This is a genomic window from Mesorhizobium sp. LjRoot246, from assembly GCF_964254115.1.
Taxonomy (GTDB): domain Bacteria; phylum Pseudomonadota; class Alphaproteobacteria; order Rhizobiales; family Rhizobiaceae; genus Mesorhizobium.
In genome coordinates this window covers 4,070,316-4,089,651 of sequence record NZ_CAXUSN020000001.1, presented here as the reverse complement: position 1 = coordinate 4,089,651, position 19,336 = coordinate 4,070,316, and the positions used below count along the sequence as shown (strand labels likewise).

At 62.2% G+C, this 19,336-nt stretch carries 17 protein-coding genes and 1 tRNA gene; 12 read left to right on the top strand and 6 right to left on the bottom strand.

The window, feature by feature from the left end; translation table 11 throughout:
- The first annotated feature begins 13 nt into the window (after positions 1 to 13).
- Together ACSQ3L_RS19845 and hspQ are read left to right on the top strand one after the other, a co-directional pair.
- Positions 14 to 971, top strand: a protein-coding gene (locus ACSQ3L_RS19845) for an IS630 family transposase (protein ID WP_436161484.1) whose coding sequence is annotated in 2 segments (ribosomal slippage) — positions 14 to 364 and positions 366 to 971 — 957 coding nt in all. Because the reading frame shifts where the segments join, the coding sequence is not laid out codon by codon here.
- A 143-nt stretch (positions 972 to 1,114) separates the two neighbouring features.
- Positions 1,115 to 1,438: a heat shock protein HspQ gene (gene hspQ / locus ACSQ3L_RS19840; protein WP_292188637.1), complete on the top strand. Its 324-nt coding sequence runs from the start codon at positions 1,115 to 1,117 to the stop codon at positions 1,436 to 1,438.
- An 82-nt stretch (positions 1,439 to 1,520) separates the two neighbouring features.
- On the opposite strand, the gene ACSQ3L_RS19835 is transcribed toward hspQ, so the two are convergent.
- Positions 1,521 to 2,150 (bottom strand): invasion associated locus B family protein, encoded by a 630-nt coding sequence (locus ACSQ3L_RS19835; RefSeq protein ID WP_013531658.1) that lies wholly within the window; start codon positions 2,148 to 2,150, stop codon positions 1,521 to 1,523.
- A gap of 232 nt (positions 2,151 to 2,382) precedes the next feature.
- Between ACSQ3L_RS19835 and ACSQ3L_RS19830 the strand changes: the two genes are divergently transcribed.
- The 4 genes from ACSQ3L_RS19830 (at position 2,383) to mgtE (ending at position 8,996) form a co-directional block, all read left to right on the top strand.
- Positions 2,383 to 4,203 (top strand): extracellular solute-binding protein, encoded by a 1,821-nt coding sequence (locus tag ACSQ3L_RS19830; RefSeq protein ID WP_436161483.1) that lies wholly within the window; start codon positions 2,383 to 2,385, stop codon positions 4,201 to 4,203.
- 17 nt (positions 4,204 to 4,220) lie between these two features.
- Entirely contained in the window at positions 4,221 to 4,901 is a 681-nt protein-coding gene (locus tag ACSQ3L_RS19825; RefSeq protein ID WP_436161482.1) for a DsbA family oxidoreductase, read from the top strand.
- Between the two features lie 554 nt (positions 4,902 to 5,455).
- Entirely contained in the window at positions 5,456 to 7,360 is a 1,905-nt protein-coding gene (locus ACSQ3L_RS19820; protein ID WP_436161481.1) for an ABC transporter ATP-binding protein/permease, read from the top strand.
- A gap of 271 nt (positions 7,361 to 7,631) precedes the next feature.
- Positions 7,632 to 8,996, top strand: coding sequence for a magnesium transporter (mgtE, locus tag ACSQ3L_RS19815; protein ID WP_436161480.1), 1,365 nt, complete (start codon positions 7,632 to 7,634; stop codon positions 8,994 to 8,996).
- 253 nt (positions 8,997 to 9,249) lie between these two features.
- Here the strand turns inward: mgtE and gor are convergent, their stop codons facing one another.
- The 3 genes from gor to rpiA all read right to left on the bottom strand — a co-directional run bounded on the left by gor (position 9,250) and on the right by rpiA (position 12,078).
- Positions 9,250 to 10,641 (bottom strand): glutathione-disulfide reductase, encoded by a 1,392-nt coding sequence (gene gor, locus ACSQ3L_RS19810; protein ID WP_436161479.1) that lies wholly within the window; start codon positions 10,639 to 10,641, stop codon positions 9,250 to 9,252.
- Between the two features lie 116 nt (positions 10,642 to 10,757).
- Positions 10,758 to 11,360, bottom strand: a complete 603-nt coding sequence (locus tag ACSQ3L_RS19805; protein ID WP_436161478.1) for a DUF2059 domain-containing protein — start codon at positions 11,358 to 11,360, stop codon at positions 10,758 to 10,760.
- The gene (rpiA, locus tag ACSQ3L_RS19800) at positions 11,347 to 12,078 is read right to left on the bottom strand and encodes a ribose-5-phosphate isomerase RpiA (protein ID WP_436161477.1); all 732 of its coding nucleotides are present in this window, start codon (positions 12,076 to 12,078) and stop codon (positions 11,347 to 11,349) included. Before rpiA ends, ACSQ3L_RS19805 begins: the two co-directional genes overlap by 14 nt.
- Positions 12,079 to 12,404: 326 nt before the next feature.
- On the opposite strand from rpiA, the gene ACSQ3L_RS19795 reads away from it, so the two are divergent.
- Both ACSQ3L_RS19795 and ACSQ3L_RS19790 read left to right on the top strand, forming a co-directional pair.
- Positions 12,405 to 13,088 (top strand): phosphoglycolate phosphatase, encoded by a 684-nt coding sequence (locus ACSQ3L_RS19795; RefSeq protein WP_436161476.1) that lies wholly within the window; start codon positions 12,405 to 12,407, stop codon positions 13,086 to 13,088.
- 370 nt (positions 13,089 to 13,458) lie between these two features.
- A tRNA-Val gene (locus tag ACSQ3L_RS19790) sits at positions 13,459 to 13,533 on the top strand.
- Positions 13,534 to 13,738: 205 nt separating this feature from the next.
- Here ACSQ3L_RS19790 and ACSQ3L_RS19785 read toward each other — a convergent pair.
- Positions 13,739 to 14,092 carry a hypothetical protein gene (locus ACSQ3L_RS19785; RefSeq protein ID WP_436161475.1) on the bottom strand — a complete coding sequence of 118 codons (354 nt, stop codon included), beginning with the start codon at positions 14,090 to 14,092 and terminating at the stop codon, positions 13,739 to 13,741.
- A 466-nt stretch (positions 14,093 to 14,558) separates the two neighbouring features.
- Between ACSQ3L_RS19785 and ACSQ3L_RS19780 the strand changes: the two genes are divergently transcribed.
- The 4 genes from ACSQ3L_RS19780 to ACSQ3L_RS19765 all read left to right on the top strand — a co-directional run bounded on the left by ACSQ3L_RS19780 (position 14,559) and on the right by ACSQ3L_RS19765 (position 17,385).
- On the top strand, positions 14,559 to 14,792 hold the full coding sequence (locus ACSQ3L_RS19780; protein WP_436161474.1) for a GcrA family cell cycle regulator: 234 nt from the start codon (positions 14,559 to 14,561) through the stop codon (positions 14,790 to 14,792).
- A gap of 290 nt (positions 14,793 to 15,082) precedes the next feature.
- The gene (locus ACSQ3L_RS19775) at positions 15,083 to 15,340 is read left to right on the top strand and encodes a PepSY domain-containing protein (RefSeq protein ID WP_292647556.1); all 258 of its coding nucleotides are present in this window, start codon (positions 15,083 to 15,085) and stop codon (positions 15,338 to 15,340) included.
- Between the two features lie 412 nt (positions 15,341 to 15,752).
- Positions 15,753 to 16,493, top strand: coding sequence for a lysozyme inhibitor LprI family protein (locus ACSQ3L_RS19770; RefSeq protein WP_436161473.1), 741 nt, complete (start codon positions 15,753 to 15,755; stop codon positions 16,491 to 16,493).
- A gap of 409 nt (positions 16,494 to 16,902) precedes the next feature.
- Positions 16,903 to 17,385, top strand: a complete 483-nt coding sequence (locus ACSQ3L_RS19765) for a hypothetical protein (RefSeq protein ID WP_436161472.1) — start codon at positions 16,903 to 16,905, stop codon at positions 17,383 to 17,385.
- 3 nt (positions 17,386 to 17,388) lie between these two features.
- On the opposite strand, the gene ACSQ3L_RS19760 is transcribed toward ACSQ3L_RS19765, so the two are convergent.
- A complete protein-coding gene (locus ACSQ3L_RS19760) occupies positions 17,389 to 19,278 on the bottom strand; it encodes a L,D-transpeptidase family protein (RefSeq protein ID WP_436161471.1) in 1,890 nt (629 codons plus the stop codon).
- Positions 19,279 to 19,336 lie beyond the last annotated feature (58 nt).

Here is a 19,336-nt window from a genome sequence, read left to right as displayed (position 1 = left end):
ACGGAGGTGCTTCATGGGAAAAATAACTTCGGCTGATTTGCGACTTCGGATGGTGCGGGGCATTGCAGCTGGTAAGTCGCGGCGAGCGGTGGCGGCTCAATTTGAGGTGGCTCCGTCAACGGCGGTGCGGGTGCAAGCGCGGTATGCTGCGACCGGTTCACTGGCGCCGGCGCGGCAGGGCCGCCCGGCCGGCTCTGGCAAGCTGGGGCCGTTGCGGCAGGTCATTTTGGATAAGGTGCATGCCAAACCGGACATCACGATGCCGGACCTTGGCGCCTGGCTCGAGGCTGAGCACGGGGTGAAGGTGGACCCTTCGAACCTGTCGAAGTTTCTGTGCCGGGAAGGGCTTACCTATAAAAAAAGCGCTGCTGGCGTCGGAGCAAGAACGCCCCGACGTGAAGCAAGCCAGGCGTGACTGGCGCGAGCGCCGCCAGCCGCTGATGCGATGTCAACCGGCGCGGCTGGTCTTCATCGACGAAACCAGCGTCAAGACCAACATGACGCCGTTGCGTGGCCGCGCCCCTCGCGGCGAAAGGCTGCGGGCCGACGCGCCTTTCGGCAAATGGCAAACCCAGACCTTCATCGCCGGATTGCGCTGCCATGAACTCGTGTCGCCCTGGATCATCGAAGGAGCCATGGACGGCGCGGCTTTCGATGCCTATGTCGAGACCCAGCTTGCACCAAGCCTGAGCCGTGGCGACATCGTCATCCTCGACAATCTCAACGTTCACAAAAGTCCGCGCGCCGCACAGGCCCTGGCCGAGCGCGGCGCGTGGTTCCTGTTCCTGCCCAGATACTCCCCAGACCTCAATCCCATCGAGATGGCCTTCGCCAAGCTCAAGACACTGCTGCGCAAAGCCAAAGCGCGAAACTATGACGATCTCTGGCGCGCCATCGGCAATATCTGTGATCAGTTCAGCCCAACCGAATGTTGGAACTTTCTCAAAGAGGCCAGCTATGTTGCATGTTAATCGCCCGACGCTCTAGACATCCGTTGCATGCGGCAAACTTTTGCGCCGCGTCCTGCGTAGCTTCGAGGCGCGCTTAACGCTTCGGGATTGAATTGATGCGCGGTCTGCGCCAAATAAAGCCAAGGAATTCAGTGGTGAGTACGATGAAAACAGCCAAATTCGCAATCGGACAGGTGGTTCGCCACCGGCTGTTTCCATTCAGGGGCATCATTTTCGACGTCGATCCGCAATTCGCCAACAGCGACGAATGGTACGAAGCCATCCCCGCCGACGTGCGGCCACGCAAGGATCAGCCCTTCTACCATCTGCTCGCCGAGAATTCGGAGACCGAATACATCGCCTATGTCTCCGAGCAGAATTTGCTGGAGGATCAGTCGGGCGAGCCGGTCCGGCATCCACAGATCAAGGAGATGTTCGACAAGAAGCCTGACGGGGGCTACCAGCCGAAACGGCAGTCAAGGCATTAACCTACTGAAAGACCGACGCAAAAAAGCGGGGCATGCCCGGGCATGCCCCGCTTTTTTCATTGGTCCGATAAAAATCGGCCGATCAGTTGGCGGTTTTCGCCTTGTCCTGCTCTTCCTTGAGCTTCTTGGCGAAATCCTGGTTGTTCTTGGCGACGAAATCCTGAAGCTTCTTCTGCCGGTCCTCGATGTCCGACTGCTGCAGCGCCGGGCCGTCATAGGCACCGCTGAAGCCCTGCAGGGCGATCTTGATCGGATTGGGCTGATTCTGGAAATTCACCGAGGTCAGCGTGATCGCCTGGCCCTTCTTGAACGCGGCGACGAGCTGATCGGTCAGCGGCACTTCCGCCACGCAACGATCGGGGAAGCAGATCACATAGTCGAGCTTCTGCGCCTTGCCGGTGTCGATCTGCAGGCCGATGCCGGGAGGCACCAGACGACCGGTCGGGACCGTCACCTGGAACACCTTGCGGTTCACCTTGCCCTTCAGCTCGATCAGGCTGACGCCGGTGACCAGCTGGCCGTTGCCGGCGGTGGTGATGTTCTGGACATTGCAGATATCGACGTCTTCCTGCTTGGTGCAGGCCTTGAACCAGCCTTGCGGAATCTGCTGTTGCTGCTGTGCGGAAGCAGCGGGAAGTCCTGCGCCGAGAAAGCCGACCACGCCAGCGGCCATGACCGACAGGCGATACGCGTTGCTGTTCAGGCTCGTCATGTCGTGCACTTCCTCTCAAATGATCCCGGGACCGGCTTCTTCGTGCCGTGTGGTCCAGCTACCTGTTGCCGAAATGAGGCAACAGAATGACTTCGGAGGGCGTGTTACACTGCAAGCGGTGTCGAATCCAGCCCGCTACTAGCAATTGTTGAACGTCTGGTTGGCCGGCGCGCGGCTGCCTCATGCTAGGGTGCGCACCGAATCATCAAGCCGACCTTTTTAGGAGACGGTCATGGGCCGCGTTCTTGTTTGGCTGATCACCGCCATATCGTTTCTCGCCGTTTCGCATCAGCCGGCCGCGTCTGAGCCGAAGCACGCTATCGCCATGCAGGGCGAGCCGGTGTTGCCACCCGACTATACGCATTTCAACTACGTCAATCCCGATGCGCCGAAGGGTGGCTCGATCACCTATTGCGTCGTCGGCAGCTTCGACAATCTCAACCCGTTCATTCTCAAGAGCCTGCGCACGACGGCGCGCGGCATGATGGACACGATCTTCGGCAATCTGGTCTTCGAGCCGCTGATGCAGCGCAACGCCGACGAGGCTTTTACGCTCTACGGGCTGCTGGCCGACAGCGCCGACATGGACCCGGAGCGCAAGAGCATCGAATTCCATCTCAGCCCGAAGGCCAAATGGTCGGATGGCCAACCGGTGACGCCCGAGGACGTGCTGTTCAGCTACGACGTCTACACCGAGAAAGGCCGCCCGCCTTACAGCGACCGCATGGCCAGGGTCGCCAAGCTCGAAAAGACCGGCGACCGCAGCGTGCGGTTCACCTTCAACGAAAAGGCCGATCGCGAATTCCCGCTGATCATCGCGATGACCCCGATCATCCCGAAGCACGCCTTCGACAAACAGACTTTCGACAGGACGACGCTCAAGCCGGTGATCGGCAGCGGCCCATATACGATCGCGCAGGTACAGCCCGGCCAGCGCATCGTGTTCAAGCGCAACCCGGATTACTGGGGCAAGGACGTCCCCGCCAAACGCGGTTTCGACAATTACGACCAGATCACCATCGAGTATTTCCTCAACGCCAACGCCAAGCTCGAAGCGTTCAAGAAAGGCCTTTGCGCCATCGACGACGACGGCGATCCGGTGAAGCGCGAGCGCGATCTCGATTTTCCGGCCTTCCACAAGGGCGACGTGATCGCCGAAACCTTCAACACCGGCATTCCGCCCGTGGTGACCGGTTTCCTGTTCAACACGCGGCTGCCGAAATTCGCCAACCCGGTCGTGCGGCGCGCGCTCGGCATGCTCTACGACTTCGAATGGGCCAACAAGAACCTGTTCGGCGGCAAATACACGCGCACGATGAGTTACTGGCAGAATTCCGAGCTTTCCGCGATCGGCCATCCGGCCGATGACAGAGAGAAAGCACTTCTGGCGCCCTACCCCGGTCGCGTGCCGGCCGATGTCATGGACGGCACCTACCGGCCGCCGGTGACTGACGGATCCGGCCAGGACCGCCGCGTGCTGAAGGCAGCTTTCGACCTGCTGAAAAGTGTCGGCTATCACGTGCAGAATGGAACAATGCTCGATCCCGACGGCAAACCTTTCGGTTTCGAGATTCTGACCGCCTCGCAGGACGAGGAGCGCCTTGCCGGCATCTACCAGCGCACGCTGGAGAAGATCGGCATCGATCTCACCATTCGCAGCCTCGACGGCGATCAGATCCAGTCGCGCAAGCAGCGCTTCGATTTCGAGGTTCTGGTCGGTTCAAGCGGCTTCAACAATTCGCTGTCGCCCGGCATCGAACAGACCGGGCGTTGGAGTTCGGCGGCGGCCAGGACGGAAGGCTCGTTCAATCTCGCCGGCGTCGCCGATCCGGCGGTGGACGCGGCAATCGAGGCGATGCTGCGCGCCCGCTCGAAGGAGGATTATGTTGCCGCCGTTCGCGTTCTCGACCGACTGCTGATCTCCGGCAACTACATGGTGCCGATGCAGCACAACACGCAGCAATGGATTGCCTACTGGAACTACCTGGAACATCCGCAAAAGACGCCCATATTTGGGTATCAACTGCCAAGCTGGTGGCGCAAGCCGAATTGAGGATTCAGGAGATCGAGATGAGCGAGCTGAACGCCATCACCGTCGATGTGGTGTCCGACGTCGTCTGTCCGTGGTGCTTCATCGGCCAGAAGCGGCTCGACAAGGCGATATCAGCCGTCGAGGGCACCGAGGTGCATATCCGCTGGCGGCCGTTCCAGCTCGATCCGACCATTCCGCCGCAAGGCAAGGATCGCCACGACTACATGCTGGCCAAGTTCGGCAGCGACGAGCGCATTCGCGAGTTTCATACCCGCATCGAGCCGCTGGGCGAAGCGGAAGGTATCTCCTTCGCCTTCGACGCCATCAAGGTGGCGCCGAACACGCTGGATGCGCACCGTCTGATCCGCTGGGCGGGTGCGGCCGGCGAAGCCGTGCAGAACAGGCTTGTGCGCCGGCTGTTCCAGCTGAATTTCGAGGAAGGCGCCAACATCGGCGACCATGCCGTGCTGATCGAAGCCGCCCGCGAGGCCGGCATGGACGCGTCCGTCGTTGAAACGCTTTTGCCGACCGATGCCGATGTCGAGGCGGTTCGCACCGAGATCGCCACCGCGTCGCGTATGGGCATTTCAGGCGTGCCGTGCTTCCTGCTCGAGGGCAAATACGCGGTCATGGGCGCGCAGGATGCCGATGCGCTGGCTGATGCCATTCGTCAGGTGGCGGCTGCCAAGGCGCGCGGCGAACTGGAAAAGACCGGCTGAGGCCGGCCACCCGCTCCTTCCCGACAAGAGCTACTTCACCGTCACCTTGGCCTGCAGCAACCCTGCTCGCCTGGATTCTTTGGCGTCGCACAGACGATTTCCGCTCACTTCTGTGCCTCCCGCAAGGCAATCCGGAGGATCACGGACGCAACATTTTCAGCTGTTCAACTCGGTCCTCGGTGAGAAAATCAATCGGTCCGTACGATTTTGAGTTCACAAAACCGTGTGAAAACCTTCCCTAAGGGAAGCTTCCAAGAAAATTGATACGCGATCGCCAACAATTTGAAATCAATGGCGATATTCTGATTTTTTCGCCCGATCCGACGGGGTTCCAGGCCGGCGATCTGTTGCCTCATGGCAACGGCTGCGGGGGTAATCAGTTTGGCCAGCTTTAAAATTAATGGAAAATGATCAATTGGTGTTACCATCCGTAACAAAAGAAAAAAGGTTTGGGCGGGATCGTGATTCGGGTCGGTAGACCATCGCAAGAGTCAGTACCGGAAAAAACACCGCGCGATGCCGCAGGGCGATCGCTTCTGACGCCGGTATCGTCGATGCGCAGCTTCTGGGGCCTGATGCGGGCCTACTGGTTCTCGGACCGCTGGAAGGAAGCCTGGACGCTGACGCTGGTCATCGCGCTGCTCACGGCGCTGTCCAGCAAGGCCGGTGTCTGGTTCGCCGAAGCCTCCGGCGAACTGGTCAACTCGATTGCCTTCTTCCATGACGCCGCCAACACCACGCCGCTTCGCTCGCTGCTGGTCAATGCCGGCATCCTCGTGCTGCTGGTCGTGCTCAAGGACGCCGGCTTCACCGGCATCCGCAACCTTGTCTCGGCGACATTGCACCGCAAATGGCGCGGCTGGCTGGACAGCCGCTTCAATGAAGCGCTGCTGGATGGCAATCATACGCATTTCCATGCCCAGCACACATCGACCGGCAACGGCGCGCTCGCCCCCGACAACATCGACCAGCGCGTCCAGGAATCCATCAAGGACATGACCGGCGGCGCCATCGGGCTCGCCATGGGCGTGCTGGGCGTCGCCACCTCGCTCTATTTCGTCGGCCAGAAGCTGCTCGAAAACTCCGTCGAGGTGAAGGGGCTGGAGTTCCTCGGCAGCTATGGCAGCGCCATCCTCGCCTTCCTCGCCGTCGCCACCTATGTGCCGCTGAACACCTGGATCGCGGTCAAGCTCGGCAGCTTGCTCGAGCGCCTGAACGTCAAGATGCAGCAGGCCGAAGGCAGCTATCGCGGCGAGCTGACGACCTTCCTGCGCCGCAGCTTCCATGTCGCGGCGTCTCAGGGCGAAGGCGTGCAAAAGACCATGCATGGCCGGCTCTATGTCGACATCGACGGCACCTGGTCGCGGCTGAACATCGTCAACACCGTCTACATGTCGTTCGAACTGATCTACAATTTCATCGGCGCCCGCATTGTCGCCTACGGGCCGGGCCTGGTGCCGTTCATCCACAACGGTCTCGACCTCAAGGGCTACATAACCGGCTCCGAGCTGGTCAATTCGTTGATCGGCCAGTGTTCGTGGTTCATCCACGTCATGCCCGCCATCGCCACGCTGCGCGCCAACAGCCAGCGTGTCACCGAACTGGCCAATGCGATCGAGAATGTCCAGCATCCGCAGGAATTCTACAGCCAGACCGGCCGTTCCGACTTCCAGTATGTCAGCCAGAACCCGGTTTTCGGCCTGACCATCCAGAAGCTCGAACTGGCGCATCAGGGCGAGGACGCCACGCCGTTCCTCAGCGCCGCCAATTTGCGCTTCCGGCGCGGCGAATGGACCTTCCTGAAGGGCGAGTCCGGTTGCGGCAAGACCTCGCTGATCAAGGCGATCAACGGCCTGTGGCCCTATGGCCGCGGCACCATCGTTTTCCCCGAAGGCGTGAAGAGCTTCTATGCCGCCCAGGAGGTCAAGCTGCAGCAGGTGTCGCTGAAACAGCTGGTCTGCCTGCCGGGCTCCGAGCACGACCATGGCGACGCGCAGGTCGCGTCGGCGCTGCACAAGGCCGGCCTTGGCGACTTTATCGAGCACATGGCCGACGAAAGCCGCGAAGGCAAAAGCTGGGACCAGGTCCTGTCGGGCGGCCAGAAACAGAAGCTGGTTGTGGCCCGCATCGTGCTGCAGCAGCCTGGGCTGCTGTTCCTCGACGAAGCGACCGGCGCGCTCGACCCCGATGGCAAAATTGCCTTCCACCAGGCCATCAAGGACAACTGCCCCGATGTCACGGTGATCAGCGTCATGCACGAGGCGGTGGCGCCGCGATCGATGACCGGCAGCGAATTCTATCACAGCATCGTCGCGATCGCCGACGGCGTCGCCACCAAGAAGCCGCTTGTTCCGACCCTGCCTGTCGAACTCACCACCATCCTTGCGCAGCCATTGCCGGCCCCAAGGCCGGTCGAGGACAAGTGGCTGCGTTTCTCGCGCCGGCTGAAGCAGAAATAGCGCCTTGGTGACCTTGTTGGCCGCGTGATGCGGCCGCCCTCGATCACAGTCTCGCGATCCCAGCCGCTCGCCGGCGTTTTCCTCCCTCACTGCGATTGACTTGGCAAGGCGCGCTTCTATGTTGCGCCCGCTTGCAGACAGTCAAACGCGAACCCGCAAGCGGAAAGGTCACCGCGCCATGCCTGGCGACAGTCACAGTCGAACGCAACAGCCGTCCGCCTAGACGTGACCTCCCATGGTTCATGTCCTGCCGGACGGCAAGGAGTGAACCATGAACGAATTTACCACGGTGGCGAGCGACGAAGCCGTCGCCATCGCCCGTATCCTAGCCAACGATCACGTCGCCGACATTGTCGAGGCCCTGAACAGGGAGCCGCGAGAAACCGCGACGGAACTGCTTTGTGAAGTGACGTTCGAGCGGCTGGTCGAGATTTTCGATCAGCCGGAACTCGACGGCGCTTCCGAACTCATGGAGGCGCTGCCGCGCGCCAAGGCGGGCAAGCTGCTCACCGCCATGTCGGTCGACCGTGCCGCCGACATTTTGCGCGAGCTCGACGAGCCTGCCCGTTCCGAGCTGCTCGGCGGGCTTGCACCGCCGCTGCGCGCAACGCTGCTTGCCATTCTGGGCTATCCCGAAGGCAGCGCCGCCTCGATCATGACGACGGAGTTCGTCAGCGTGCCCTCGGACTGGACCGTCGGGCAAACGCTCGACTACATCCGCAAGGTCGAGCGGACGCGCGAGACCGTCTATGCGATCTATATCGTCGATCCGCAAACGCACCTGCTTGTGCGGTCGACCGGCCTGCGCCGGCTGATCACCGGCGAGCCGGACGACCTGATCATGACGGTGGCGCCGGATCGTCTCCCGGTGACGGTCGGCCCGCTGACCGATCGCGAAACGCTGGCGCAGACGATCTCCAAATACGATCTGCTTGCCGTCCCGGTCGTCGACCACGGCAAGATCCTCGGCATCGTCACCATCGACGACATCATCGACACGATGATCGAGGAGACGACCGAGGACGCGCATCGTTTCGGCGGCATGGAGGCGCTGGACGAGCCGTACATGAAGATGAGCTTCCTTGCGATGATCAGGAAGCGCGGCGGCTGGCTGTGCGCGCTGTTCATCTCGGAGATGCTGACGGCCAACGCCATGCAGAGCTATGAGGGCGAGTTGGAGAAGGCGATCGTGCTGACGCTGTTCATCCCGCTGATCATGAGCTCGGGCGGCAATTCCGGCTCGCAGGCGACCTCGCTCGTCATCCGGGCGCTGGCGCTGCGCGAGATCGGTCTTGGCGACTGGTGGCGGGTGGCGCTGCGCGAGCTGCCCACCGGCCTCGTGCTAGGCGCCATGCTCGGCGTGGTCGGCGTCTGCCGCATCGCGCTCTGGCAGTATATGGGCTTCTACGACTACGGCCCGCACTGGCCGCTGATCGCCACGACGGTGGGTGCTGCACTGGTCGGCATCGTCACCTTCGGCTCGCTGTCGGGATCGATGTTGCCGTTCGCCCTGAAACGCATCGGCTTCGATCCGGCCAGCGCCTCGGCCCCGTTCGTCGCCACGCTGGTCGATGTCACCGGCCTGGTAATCTATTTCTCGGTGGCGCTGGTGATCCTGCGCGGCACGCTGCTGTAGCAGCCAGTGTTGGACCGAGACAATCGCATAGGGATTCTTGCGAAGAGGACCCCCACCCTAACCCTCCCCACAAGGGGGAGGGAACGCTGCCGCGTGCCTTTAATTCTTCTTTGGCGGCGAAAAGACAGGTGATTAGCCTAGGTCGGCGCCAACGGAAATCTCCCTCCCCCTTGTGGGGAGGGGCTAGGGGTGGGGGTATTCGTAGGGCGCAATCATGACGTCCTAATATGCGACTGCCCCTCGGCGTTTGCCGTCAATCGACCCGCTCGCCGTCCTTCACGCGATAAGTCGGCTTGTACATGGTGACGAGTTCTTCCGCCGCCGTCGGATGCACCGCCATCGTGCGGTCGAAATCTTCCTTGGTCAGGCCGGCCTTCAGCGGGATGGCGAGAAGCTGCGCCATCTCGCCGGCGTCCGGCCCCAATATGTGGGCGCCAAGCACTTTTTTCGACACGCCATCGACCACCAGTTTCATCAGCATCTTCTCGTCGCGCCCGGACAGCGTGTGCCGCATCGGCCGGAATGTCGCGCGGTAGATCTCGATGTCGGGGAAGCGCTTGACGGCATCGTCCTCCGACAGGCCGACCGTGCCGATCTCGGGTTGCGAAAAGACGGCGGTCGCGATCGTCTCATGGTCGGGCGCTGTCGGATTGCCCTTGAAAACGGTCTCGATGAAACACATCGCCTCATGGATCGCCACCGGCGTCAGCTGAACGCGGTTGGTGACGTCGCCGATCGCCCAGATGCTGTCGACGTTGGTGCGGGAGTATTGGTCGACGGCGATCGCGCCGGTCTTGGTCATCTCCAGGCCGATGCCTTCCAGGCCCATATTCTCGGTGTTGGGAATGCGGCCGATGGCCAGCATCACCTGATCGACCGTCAGCGTCTTGCCGCTGCTGAGAAACGCGTCGAGGCGCCCATCCGGCCGCTTGCGCACCCATTCGGTCACGGAATGGCAGAGGATCCTGATCCCCTTCTTTTCCATCGTCTCGTGCAGCATGCGCCGCAGGTCCATGTCGAAGCGGCTGAGGATCTCCTTGCCGCGATAAACCAGCGTGGTGTCGACGCCGAGACCGTGAAAAATGTTGGCGAACTCGACGGCAATGTAACCGCCGCCCTCGATCATGATCGACTTCGGCAGTTGCTTGAGGTCGAAAGCCTCGTTGGAAAAGATGCAATGTTCGTGGCCGGGCAGCGCCGGATGCGCTGCGGGTCGGCCGCCCGTGGCAATCAGGATCTGGTCGGCGGTAACCGTGCGGTCCTCACCCAGAAGATGGACGACATGCGGATCGACGATCATGGCGCGCGAATGGAAGGCCTCGCCGCCGGCGCCCTCGACATTCCGCTTGTAGATCGCCTCCAGCCGGCTGATCTCACGATCCTTGTTGGCGACCAGCGTCTGCCAGTCGAAACTGGCTTTGGGAACCGTCCAGCCATAGCCGGCGGCGTCGGCAAAATGCTCCGGAAATTGCGAGGCATAGACATAGAGCTTTTTCGGCACGCAGCCGCGGATGACGCAGGTGCCGCCGAAACGGTATTCCTCGGCGATGCCGACGCGCTTGCCGAGGGCGGCGGCGACGCGCGCCGCCCGCACCCCGCCCGAACCGCCGCCGATGACGAAAAGATCGTAGTCGTAACCGGCCATGACGGCTCCTCAGGCTTCAGAAATGTGTCAGACAGGTAGGCCGCAAAGCGTCAAAAGAAAAGCCCGGACGAGCCGGGCTTTCGCGGAAGGCGGCAAGGCCGTTTGAAATGCAGGGATCAGTTGTTGTCCGCGGGGGCCGCACCATCGGCGGGCGCTGCGCCATCGGCCGGAGCGGCGGCTCCATCCGCGGGTGCGGCAGGCGCTGCCGGCGCCTTTGCCTTGGCGGCGGCAGCCAGTGTCTCGCCGACCTGCTGGGCAAGATCGCGAGCAAGGCCGTTCTGCCAGATGTCGGCTGCCTTGACCAGGTCGCGGGTCACCGTCGGGCCGCTGTCGAGCAGCTTCTTGCCCGAATCGGAATTGTAGAAGGCGGCGATGTCGGTCAGTTCCTTTTCGGAGAACACTTTTGCGTAGGCGAGTGCGGCTTCCTTTTCGAGGTCGGCGCGGCGCGAGGCCAGCGCCAGCGCCTTCTCGCTGATCGTCTTGCCGATCAGCTCCTGCATGTCCGGGTTCTTCTGGATGAGCTGCGATTCGAGCCCGGCTGCCGCCTGCGGCAGGATGTTGTCGAACGGGTCGGTCGCGTGGATCGCCGCCACCGCCGCGCGGGCGGCCTTCAGGTGCGATTCCGTGACATCCTGCGAAAACGCCGGCGAAGAGAAGGCGAAAACGGCCGACGCCGCCAGAATGGCGCAAAGGCTGCGAACCCGGTTATGCAACATCATGATCGATAGAACTCCCTGGTTTTCGGGCGGCATGGACGGTTTGGATACCATCGCCGCCGGCGATGATGGCCGCTGACGCCAGCCCGATGAAAAGACCATGCTCAACCACGCCCGGAATGGCGTGGAGAGCATTCGAAAGCGCTCTTGTATCCGGAATGCGGCCAAAAGATGCATCGAGGATAAAATGGCCGCCGTCTGTAACAAAAGCCTGGCCCCCCGTCATCCTCAATGTGACCGGTCCGGAAAGACCGAGCTTTTCAGCCGCGGCGGCAACCGCGATTTCGGTTGCGCGCAAGCCGAACGGGTTGACTTCGATCGGCAGGGGAAAACGGCCGAGCGTCTCGACCATTTTCGAGCGGTCGGCGATGACGATCATGCGCTGGGACGCCGCGGCGACGATCTTCTCGCGCAGCAGCGCGCCGCCGCCGCCCTTGATCAGGGTCAGCTCCGGGTCGACCTCGTCGGCGCCGTCGACGGTGAGATCGAGCTCGGGCGTTTCCTCCAGCGTCGACAGCGGCACGCCAAGCTGGCGGCACAGCAAGGCGGTGCGCTCCGAAGTCGGTACGCCGATGACGGTCATGCCGGTGGCGACCTTTTCGGCAAGCAGCCGCACGAACTCTTCGGCCGTGGTGCCGGTGCCGATGCCGAGCCGCATGCCGTCGCTCACATGGGCAAGTGCCGCGCGCGCGGCTTCGACCTTCAATTGCCTTGCATCCATGTCGGTTATGCCCCGGAAATTCAGTGTTTCGGGCTCCTAGCATTTTTGCCGGTCCGGTCAAAGCGCTGCGTCGCCTGGGGATGTCGGGCATAGGAATTATTTCCTGAAACCTGTTGACCCGGTGAGGGCAGCTATGCTACATATTTGGTCATGGTGCTGATTTGCGCCAACAACCCGCCGCCGTGGCGGGTTTTTCATGTCTGGCGGCCCGCCGCGAAATGCCCGGCCCGACGGGCCGGCCAGCCCGAACGAGCTGCCCCAGCGCTTGCCTTGACGCGCCGCAGCCTTTATCGCCTGCCCATTGCATAAACTGCTCAGGACTGACCATGACCCGACCGATCATCGTGTTCGACCTCGACGGGACGCTGATCGACACAGCGCCGGACCTGCTCGACAGCCTGAACCACAGCCTTGCCGCCAGCGAGATCGCAGCGGTCGACGAAGCCGGCTTCAGGCGTTTTGTCGGTCACGGCGGCCGGGTCATGATCGAACGGGCGCACGCGGCCCATCAACGATCGCTCGCCGTCGAGGAGCACGACCGGCTGCTGAAACTTTTCCTCGACCACTACACACTCAACATCCCCGGCAAATCACGCCCCTACCCCGGTGTCGTCGAGGCGATCGCGCGCTTCGAGAACGCCGGCTATATCCTCGCCATCTGCACCAACAAATACGAAGCCAACTCGCTGGCGCTAATCGAGGCGCTCGGCCTGACCAGGCATTTCGCCGCGATTGCCGGACAGGACACGTTCGCCTTCCGCAAACCCGACCCGCGCCATCTGACCGAGACCATCAAGCTGGCCGGCGGCGACCCGCACCGCGCCCTGATGGTCGGCGATTCCCAAACCGACATCGACACAGCGAAAGCCGCCGGCATTCCGGTGGTGGCGGTCGATTTCGGCTACACCGACCGCCATGTGCGCGAGTTCGAACCTTCGGCTGTCATCTCGCATTTCGACGCGCTGACGCTCGACCTGGCGCAAAGGCTGATTGCTGCTGCGGAAGGCTGACGGGAAGGCGCACAGGCCAATGGCAAATGTGCAAAAGTTTTCGCCCTACGAATACCCCCACCCCTAACCCCTCCCCACAAGGGGGAGGGAGACTCTCGCAGGCGCTGATCTCGGCAAACCACCGAAGTTGGACGCTAAGTATAGTGAAAAGGCGCGCGGCAGCTTCCCTCCCCCTTGTGGGGAGGGTTAGGGTGGGGGTCTATCTTCGCAAGAATCTATATCGACAGGCCCTAAGGAAGCGACCGGCGTCTCCGTCAAAGACAAGGTCGACGGGCGACATATCGATCCTCGTCAGAACGCCGGACACCGCCTTGACTTCCCGCACCCGCCTCCCTTATATCGCGGCTCGCTTGGCCTTCGGGCAACGAGCGGGCGATTAGCTCAGCGGGAGAGCACACCCTTCACACGGGTGGGGTCGCAGGTTCAATCCCTGCATCGCCCACCAAAATCCGTACGGTAGTCGATTTACGGCCGCAGCGAACGCCGCCTCATTGATCAGGTTATCTTCCTCAAATACTGCTCGAATTCAGATTCGGGGATTGACGTGCGTGCGCCCGGATTTGCTCGCACGCTTGCCCGACCCGCTTGTCGCCATGGTCGTAAAAAGTCGGCGATTGTCTGGTTGTGGAGATGCGCCGGTCGAGCCGCGATCAGCGCTTCATCGAGTGCAGGATGGCCTGCATGTGCTCTTCCAGGTCGAGTTCACCCCGAGCCTCAGCGGTCAACAGGTAATCGGCCTTAGCCCGGCGGTCGCCTCGGCTGATCGCAGGATAGGAGCAAATGGCCAGCAATGCTTCCTGTTCAATCCGGTCTGCCCTCTTGCGTTCGTGGCTGCTACTGCCCGCGTGATGAACAACCCTGTGAAGCTCGACATAGGTGGCTTCATGGGCTCCGATCAGCGCCCGCAATTCGGGTGAGGCACCTTCCCCTTCGGCAAACGTCGGTTCAATGACCGAGGCCACGGCGGTGAACGCAAGAAGTGTACGGCGGGTGACTTCGGGCATGCCTCGTATCCCTGCTGTCTGATCATGCAGGCACACCATAGCACCGGCGCGACGGTTCGGAGAGATGCTCTGGGACGCGACCACGCTGTCTGCTGACAAAATGTATTCGCTCCCGCTGCTCACCCTCCTAGGGCTGGCGGGTTGAGGGCCGAAAACCGAAAAGCGCGCAGCGCGTTGGGGACCCACAAGCCATCCCTCACCCGCCTGCCGATTAACCCGGGGGCAAAGCGAGCAGTGGGACAACATCGCCCACCGGGTGCCTTCGCGCTGCCAACCGCACCCCAGCGGTCAGTGTGGCCTTAAGTCGCAACAATTGGCTTCCGAAAGCAGCGCCTCGGGCTTCATTGACGCTGCGACCAACACCATATGGTGATCCACAGCCCTCCAAAACGAGAGAAGCTCGCCCTGACGCGGTCGCACTGCGGCCGTCAGCCGGCAATGGCTATAAACTAGGAAACTGAAAACCATGCCTGAAAATATCAGACCAACTTCGAGAGACGTCCCACTCATTCAGCTAGGCGTCTATCAGTGCCGCTTCCCGGTGAGCGAAGACCCGTCGGTACCCGGCGGTTATCGTTTTTGTGCTGGGGCAACTTCGCCGGATCGCGTCTATTGCGATCACCACCACAGCATCGTGACCGCCGTCGACCCTCGTCGAACCCGTTCAGGTCTCCACCCCGCTCAACGACGCGCCGCGTAAGTTAAGCGGGCGACGGCCCCTCGAACAGGCAGCAAGGTCTCGGCGTGATGCGCTCCACATCAGTTGGGGACATCGTCGGGGGCACGACATGACGCGTGCGCATATAGCCCCCAATGAACCGTCAACATCCTATGGGCACGAATAGTGAAGCGGCGCATCGTGGTTTTTGGTGCACAGCTTTTTCTTCCGGGCAGCGGCCAATCGGTCGACGGGATGGCCCTGCATTCCAGGCTGCGGAACAAACCGGCACGCCAGCGAGTTTCTGTGCGACGGAAACTTGAGGGAAAGCCATGTCCAGATTGCTGTTGGCGACCAGCGTCGCCGTTCTTCTCGCCGGCGGGCCGGCCTTGGCCGCGGACGACAGGCCGTTGCCGCCGTCCAATGCCAAGAAGCTGTCGGAGATCCTTGCCAAGGTCGAAAAGCGCGACGGTTTTCTGTATGTGAAGGAGGTGGACTGGGACAGCGGCGCCTACACCGTCACCTACTACACGTCTGACAAGGCCAAGGTCGAAATCAATTACGACCCTGTGACCGCCGAACCGAAGTAAGGTTCGTTCGTCGGCAGGCGCGCCTATCCGATGAATACATTGGCCCGCTCTCCGCGTACTCTCTCGGCAGCTATCTCATGTGGCAGCGCCAGCCCCCACTCCGTCCGCTGCGCGGCCACCTCTCCCCCATATCCATGGGGGAGAGGAAAACCCAAGCCTTTCAAGGCCGCGACCTCGGCGGTTGGCGTTTCCTCTCCCCCACGAATGTGGGAGAGAGGTGGCTCGGCGAAGCCGAGACGGAGTGGGGGAGCGCCATATGCGATTGCCCTGCCCTCGTGGGGAGGGTTAGGTTAGGGTCCTCTTCGCAAGTTACCCTAGTATACTCATGGCAATCGGTTTTCGCCTAGAATTGTCCATTCTTGGCGTGGGGCCAGGCGCTGGCGGCGCTTTGGGCAAATGCTTGGGGGCACGCATGCGATCTTGCGTTCGAATCTTTTCCCTGCAGGTGCTCGCCACCAACCTGGCTGGCGGCATCCTTGGGGCCGCTCCGGCGCGGGCCGAGGGGCCGTCCTTCGACTGCCGCAAGGCAACTCTGCCGGCGGAAAAGGCGACCTGCGCCGATCCGCAGCTGTCAGCCATCGATCTGCTGGTCTCCAAGGCTTTCAAGGATTTCGAGCCGGCATTCGGCGGCGACAAGCGCATGATCGCCCGTGGGCTGATTGCCGACCGCAATGCCTGCGGGGGCGATACCGCCTGCATCGTCAGCGCGATGAACAATGCGCTGCAAACCTATGGCAATGCGCCGTCATGGGTGCAGGACTACAACATCGCGCTGATCGGCAAGAAGGCGCAGGAGGCCGCGGCACGCAACCCGACAGGGACCGACCAACCCCTGCCCTCGGCCATCGGGCAATGTGCGTCCACCCATATCGAGACGCTCACCACACGGCTTGGCGACGATCCCCTGGAAACGGCCGGTCCGGATGCCGGCAGTGCCGCGACATTCACCAATGGCGGCACCGCCGTTTCCTATGAGCGCGAGCCTGGGCTGGCCAGTTCCAAGGTCGGCGATGCAGCTGTGATATGCCTGATCTCGACTCCGCGGGATTGTCCTGACGGCGACGAGCGCGGCCGGGTGTACTATGGCATCGATCTCGCCATCAAAGGGTCATGGGCGCTGCCTGACTCGCAGCACATGTGCGGCGGCGCTTGAAAGTGCCATCTTGCCAGAGGAATCACTTTTTAAGGCCGCCCCCACGTCGACCCCCACTCCGTCGAGCTTCGCTCGACACCTCTCCCCCGATCGACGGGGGAGAGGAAAGGCGCGAGTTCGCCCGACCTTGGCTCCCTTCCTCTCCCTCCGGAGGGGGGAGAGGTGGCGCCGCGAAGCGGCGACGGAGTGGGGAAGCCATTCACGAAACGCGCAGCCGCCGCAAGACGCGGCACAACCCCGCAGAGGGGAGAAATGCCAATGAGGGACAGCGCCGACTTCGGCAATTGGTGGTCTCCGCCATAAGTTGGATTTGTCATTGGCCTGAAGCGATTGCCCTTGCCAAAGGGGGCTCCCCTTGCGTCAGCGCCGCTTTGATGGCTGACTGTCGCGCAAGACGCCGCATTGGGGGATGGGCATGGCGACGGCGAAGCACGTGATGAAGCGTATATTGATGATGTTAGCCGGCTATTTCGTGTCGGTGCTGGTTGGCTTGATCGCCGTGGCGGTGATCTATGGCGTGCTCAGTTCTCTCCCGAACGCCCCCAACTATTTCGATGTCATGGGCGTCTCGCCGATCGCGGTCCTGTTGGTGCCGCCGCTCGGCATGTTCGTTTATTTCCTGACGATCGTGGTGACCGCGCTGCAGACGTTGATCTTCGCGCTAATTGCCGAGTTCTTCTCGCTGCGCAATTTTCTGCTGCACATGCTCTTCGGCGCTGCCGCCGCGGTCGGTGGCTTCGCCCTGATCTGGCCGAGTGCGCCGGAGGACATGGATCCGGAGCGCTGGGTCGACATCGGCATCATCGCCGCCGCCGGCCTTGTCGCCGGGTTGCTCTATTGGCTGATTGCCGGCCGCGATGCCGGCTTCCGGAGACCGCTGTTCGAGCGCTGAATATCAGCTCGACGGCGAACGCACCGCCTCGGTGGCGTCCAGGGCCTGCTTCAGCCTCGTGTCGCGGTCATAGACGTCGCCGAAATACTCGACCTTGCCGGAGAGATCGGGCCAGGCGGTGAAATAGGCGACATAGACCGGGATCGTGCGTGTCACGTTCTCGGTCGCGTGTCCGTGCTTCAGCTTCTCGGCGATATAGTCCACCGAAGTGCCGAGCACCGCCGCCGCCATGCCGCGCGGATCCTGCAGCCGCACGCAGCCATGGCTGAGCGCGCGCATGTCACGCTGGAAGAAGGATTTCTGCGGCGTGTCGTGCATGTAGATCGCGTGCTTGTTGGGGAACAGGATCTTCAGCTCGCCCAGCGCATTGGCCTCGCTCGGCTGCTGGCGCACGCTGTAGGGGATGTTTGCGCCATAGGCGCCCCAGTTGACCGCCGACGACGGAATACGCTTGCCGCGCGAATCCGTCACCTCGTAGCCGGCCCGGTCGAGATAGCCCGGATCGTTGCGCAGCCTGGGCAGCATCTCGTTGACGATGATCGATTGCGGCACGCCCCAATAGGGATGGAAATCGACCTGCTTGATCTGGTCGTAGAAAAAGGCGGTCTGGTTGGTGGTCCGGCCGACGACGACACGCGTCTTCAGCTTTTCCTCGCCATTGTCGATGTAGCTTGCGGTGAAGGCCGGCTGGTTGATGAAGACGCGCGGGCTGCCGAGATCGGAAGGCAGCCAGCGCAGTTCCTCCAGCGCCACTTCCACCTTCAGCAGCTTGTCGGCCTTGGATGTTCCGGCCAGCGACGCAACCGTGCGCGGCCCGATGACGCCGTCGCCCTTCATGCCCGCCTTCTGCTGCACGGCCTCGATGACGGGGACCAATTCCGGAACGTAGACGTCGCTGGTCGCCAGCCTGGACAGGATCTCGCCATAGGCGCCGCCCATCTCGTCATCGAGATTGCGCGCGATCAGGGTCAGCAGCTTCGGCAGTTCCGGGCTGGTTTCGCCCGGCTTCAGCAACAGTTTGGGGTCGACGACGATTTCGTTTTCCGCACTTGCCTGCAGCGCTTCCAGTTCGACGCGCAGCGCCTGGTATTCCGCATTCTGCGGATGCCGCGATTCGAGATAGGTGCGCACCTGCTGGGTATGCGCCAGGGTTTTCAGCACGCCCTGCAGGTCGAGCGGCTTGGCCGGGAAATCATAGTAGCCGGTCATGCGGTTGGGCTCGACGCGGCCGTTCTGGGCGTCATGGGCATAGCGCAGCACGCGCGCCGACAGCGCCATCTCGAAGCGGACGAGCTCTTTCAGTTGCGCATTGGCATCAGTCGTCGATGTGCCGACAGCGGGCACCTCGACCGTATAGTCGGCGGGCGCAAGGCCATAGCTTGCAGCCTCGCCAAGCACACGCACCGCATCCTGCGCGCGGTTGTTGAGGCTGGTTCCGGTCACCCAGATAAAATCCGGATTGGCCGAGTAATAGGCGATCAGCGCCTTGGCGATGTCGGGCTCGGCGTAGAGTTCGTAATCACCCAAGCTGGCAACCGCATCACGAAACGCAGCACCCGTGGCTGACGGCACGAAAGCCGCGTCCTGCGGGGTCGCCGGCTGCGGTGCTGCGGTCAACGCCGAGAAGTCGATACGGACCAGCCGGTCGGCCTTGTAGGTGTAGTAGGACGGGCTGCTGATTTTCACACCGCCACCACCACCGCCGCCCGACACTTTTGGCTTTGGCTTGTGCTTCGGCGGCGGGGGCGGAAACTCGCCTTGCGGCGCGCGCTTGACGCCGCCGCCGAAAAGCATGTCGAAAAGCCCCTGCGCGCCGGCCTGGGGCACACCGAAAGCGAGTGTCGCCGCGATCGCCATCAGCGGCATCACTGCCTTGTTTCCTAGGAATTTCATGAATCACCCGCTCCGGCCGCAACCGGTTCCCGTTCCGCACGTCAGACCGTCTCGCTCA

Excerpts from the sequence above, each read along its gene's own strand:
- ACSQ3L_RS19765 (WP_436161472.1), top strand. The coding sequence starts at position 16,903 with ATGGGCATGGCGACGGCGAAGCACGTGATGAAGCGTATATTGATGATG.
- ACSQ3L_RS19830 (WP_436161483.1), top strand. The coding sequence starts at position 2,383 with ATGGGCCGCGTTCTTGTTTGGCTGATCACCGCCATATCGTTTCTCGCC.
- ACSQ3L_RS19780 (WP_436161474.1), top strand. The coding sequence starts at position 14,559 with ATGCCTGAAAATATCAGACCAACTTCGAGAGACGTCCCACTCATTCAG.
- ACSQ3L_RS19835 (WP_013531658.1), bottom strand. The coding sequence starts at position 2,150 with ATGACGAGCCTGAACAGCAACGCGTATCGCCTGTCGGTCATGGCCGCT.
- ACSQ3L_RS19805 (WP_436161478.1), bottom strand. The coding sequence starts at position 11,360 with ATGATGTTGCATAACCGGGTTCGCAGCCTTTGCGCCATTCTGGCGGCG.
- ACSQ3L_RS19795 (WP_436161476.1), top strand. The coding sequence starts at position 12,405 with ATGACCCGACCGATCATCGTGTTCGACCTCGACGGGACGCTGATCGAC.
- rpiA (WP_436161477.1), bottom strand. The coding sequence starts at position 12,078 with ATGGATGCAAGGCAATTGAAGGTCGAAGCCGCGCGCGCGGCACTTGCC.
- ACSQ3L_RS19825 (WP_436161482.1), top strand. The coding sequence starts at position 4,221 with ATGAGCGAGCTGAACGCCATCACCGTCGATGTGGTGTCCGACGTCGTC.
- ACSQ3L_RS19785 (WP_436161475.1), bottom strand. The coding sequence starts at position 14,092 with ATGCCCGAAGTCACCCGCCGTACACTTCTTGCGTTCACCGCCGTGGCC.
- ACSQ3L_RS19820 (WP_436161481.1), top strand. The coding sequence starts at position 5,456 with ATGCGCAGCTTCTGGGGCCTGATGCGGGCCTACTGGTTCTCGGACCGC.
- ACSQ3L_RS19775 (WP_292647556.1), top strand. The coding sequence starts at position 15,083 with ATGTCCAGATTGCTGTTGGCGACCAGCGTCGCCGTTCTTCTCGCCGGC.
- mgtE (WP_436161480.1), top strand. The coding sequence starts at position 7,632 with ATGAACGAATTTACCACGGTGGCGAGCGACGAAGCCGTCGCCATCGCC.
- ACSQ3L_RS19760 (WP_436161471.1), bottom strand. The coding sequence starts at position 19,278 with ATGAAATTCCTAGGAAACAAGGCAGTGATGCCGCTGATGGCGATCGCG.
- hspQ (WP_292188637.1), top strand. The coding sequence starts at position 1,115 with ATGAAAACAGCCAAATTCGCAATCGGACAGGTGGTTCGCCACCGGCTG.
- gor (WP_436161479.1), bottom strand. The coding sequence starts at position 10,641 with ATGGCCGGTTACGACTACGATCTTTTCGTCATCGGCGGCGGTTCGGGC.
- ACSQ3L_RS19770 (WP_436161473.1), top strand. The coding sequence starts at position 15,753 with ATGCGATCTTGCGTTCGAATCTTTTCCCTGCAGGTGCTCGCCACCAAC.